This is a genomic window from Streptomyces niveiscabiei (assembly GCF_033794345.1).
GTDB lineage: Bacteria > Actinomycetota > Actinomycetes > Streptomycetales > Streptomycetaceae > Streptomyces > Streptomyces niveiscabiei.
In genome coordinates this window covers 1-3,202 of record NZ_JARAYJ010000092.1, presented here as the reverse complement: position 1 = coordinate 3,202, position 3,202 = coordinate 1, and the positions used below count along the sequence as shown (strand labels likewise).

At 70.8% G+C, this 3,202-nt stretch carries 1 protein-coding gene; it reads left to right on the top strand.

Annotated elements, in window-relative coordinates; genetic code table 11:
• On the top strand, positions 1 to 3,202 hold a 3,202-nt coding region (locus tag PV682_RS43910; protein WP_407705849.1), incomplete at both ends, for a condensation domain-containing protein.

Genomic DNA, 3,202 nt, shown 5'->3' with positions numbered 1-3,202 from the left:
CGCGTTCGCAGCCCTGTTGGCGGACGAAGGTGTGACGGTCCTCAACCAGACCCCGTCGGCCTTCTACCAGCTGCCTTCCGACGCTTCCGGCCTCTCTCTACGCTATGTGATCTTCGGCGGTGAGGCTTTGGAGCCCGCCCGTCTGGCGGACTGGTACGCCCACCACGCGGACGATGCTCCGGTGCTCGTCAACATGTACGGCATCACCGAGACGACCGTGCACGTCACCTATGAGGCCCTCGACGCCGCATCCACCGGACAGCCGTCCAGCGTCATCGGTACGGCCATTCCCGATCTGCGCGTCTACGTCCTGGACGAGCGCCTCAACCCCGTACCGCCGGGCGTGGCAGGGGAGTTGTACGTGGCCGGGGCCGGGCTCGCGCGCGGGTATCTGCGGCGGCCGGGGCTGTCGGCGGAGCGGTTCGTCGCAGACCCGTACGGCCTGCCGGGAACCCGTATGTACCGCTCCGGCGACGTCGTGCGCTGGAACGCGCGCGGCACCCTGGAGTTCGTCGGACGCGCTGACGACCAGGTCAAAGTCCGGGGATTCCGGATCGAGTTGGGCGAGATCGAGGCAGCGCTCGCAGTACACCCCGAGGTCGCGCAGGTCGCCGTGCTCGCCCGGCAGGACCGCGCCGACGACACGCGGCTCGTCGCGTACGTCGTCCCCGCGCCCGGGAAGGTCGCGCACTCGGCGACGCTGCGGCAGCACCTGCGGGAGCGGCTCCCGGAGTACATGGTGCCGAGCGCGTTCGTCGCGCTGGACGCCCTGCCGCTGACCGCCAACGGCAAGCTGGACCGGCGTGCGCTGCCCGAACCGCAGGTCGGGGCCGTCGGCTCCGGGCGGGCGCCGCGCACCCCGCAGGAGCAGATCCTGTGCGAGCTGTTCGCGGAGATCCTCGGCGTCCCCGAGGCCGGCGTGGACGACAACTTCTTCGACCTGGGCGGCCATTCGCTCCTCGCGACCCGCCTCGTGGCCCGGGTCCGCGTCACCCTCGGCGTGGAACTCGAACTGCGCGCCCTGTTCGAGGCCGCGACCCCCGCCGGGCTCGCCGCGAGCCTCGCCGCCGCCGGACAGGCCCGCCTCGCCCTCGACGCCTCGACGTCACGCCCCGAACTGATCCCGCTGTCGTTCGCCCAGCGGCGCCTGTGGTTCCTGCACCAACTGGAGGGCGAGAGCGCCAACTACAACATCCCGCTGGCCTGGAGGCTCCAAGGCCCCCTGGACCGGGCGGCATTGGAGACCGCGCTCGCTGACGTCGTCGGACGCCACGAGAGCCTGCGGACCGTCTACCCGCAGGTCGACGGCGTTCCGTACCAGCGGATCCTGGACCCGGACGAGGCGCGGCTCCCGCTGCGGGGCGGGAACCTCACCGAGGACACGATCGACGCCGTCCTGGCCGAGGCCCTCCGGTACGCCTTCGACCTGGCCGTCGAACTCCCCCTGTACGCCCAGCTGTTCGAGGTCACCGAGGGCGAGCACGTGCTGCTGCTGGTGATCCACCACATCGCGGGCGACGGCTGGTCCCTCGGCCCGCTCGCCCAGAACCTCGCAGACGCGTACGCGGCCCGCTGCCGGGGGGAGGAGCCGGTCTGGGCCGAACTCCCCGTCCAGTACGCCGACTACACGCTCTGGCAGCATCAACTCCTCGGTGACGCACAGGACTCCGAGAGCCTCTTCGCCCGCCAGGCCGCCTACTGGACGCGGACCCTCGCCGGGCTCCCCGAACAGATCCAGCTCCCCACCGACCGGCCCCGCCCGGCCGTCGCCTCCCACCAGGGCGGCTTCGTCCGCGTCCGCCTCGACGCCGAACTCCACCACGAACTCCGCGAGTTGGCCCGAGCGCACGGCACCAGCCTCTTCATGGTCCTGCACGCCGGGCTCGCCGGGCTCCTCGACAAGCTCGGCGCGGGCGAGGACCTCCCCGTCGGCACCCTCATCGCGGGCCGCACCGACCAGGCCCTCGACGACCTGATCGGCTACTTCGTCAACACCCTCGTCCTGCGCGGCGACACCTCGGGCGACCCCACCTTCGCGGAGCTTCTCGCCCGCGTCCGCGACGTTTCCCTGGCCGCCTACGCCCACCAGGACCTGCCCTTCGAGTACCTCGTCGAGGCCCTCAACCCGGCCCGCTCGCTCTCCCACCACCCGCTGTTCCAGGTGATGCTGGTCCTCCAGAACGCGCCCCGGGCCGACTTCGCCCCGCCCGGACTGACCACCAGCACCGTCCAGCTCACCACCACCACCTCCAAGCTGGACCTCATCTTCTCCATGTCCGAACGCCACACGGACGACGGAGACCCCGAAGGCATCGACGGCTTCGTCGAGTTCGCCGGCGACCTCTACGACACCGGCACCGTCCAGAGCATGGTCGACCGCTGGATCCGGGTCCTCCGGGCCGGAGTCACCGACGTCCGGGTCCGGCTGAGCCAGATCGACGTCCTGTCGGCCGACGAACGCACCGCCCTCCTGCCCACCCCGGTCCCGGCACCGGGCGGCGACCTCGTGTCCCTCTTCGAGGCCCAAGCACGGGACCAGGCCGACGCGTTGGCCGTCGTCGCGGGCGCGGACCGTCTGACGTACGGCGAACTCAACGCCCGTGCCAACCGCTTGGCCCACTGGCTGATCGAACATGGCGTCGGGGCGGAGGACTTCGTCGCTCTCGCCCTGCCGCGTTCGGCGGACCTCGTCGTCGCGATCCTGGGCGTCCTCAAGTCCGGAGCCGCGTACCTGCCGCTCGACCCCGACTACCCCGCCGCGCGCCGGGAGTTCATGGTCGAGGACACCCAACCGGCGTTGGTGCTGGACGACTTGGGCGTGGTTGGGGAGGGGTACCCCGACACGGACCCCGGTGTACGGATCTTGCCGGACCATCCGGCGTACGTGATCTACACGTCCGGCTCGACCGGCCGCCCCAAGGGCGTGCTGATCCCGCACGGGAATGTGGTGCGGTTGTTCCGTGCTACGGACCAGTGGTTCGGGTTCGGCCCGGACGACGTGTGGACGTTATTCCACTCGTACGCGTTCGACTTCTCCGTCTGGGAACTGTGGGGCGCCCTGCTGCACGGTGGCCGGCTGGTGGTCGTGGACTACCACGTGTCCCGCAACCCTGTCGCGTTCGCAGCCCTGTTGGCGGACGAAGGTGTGACGGTCCTCAACCAGACCCCGTCGGCCTTCTACCAGCTGCCTTCCGACGCTTCC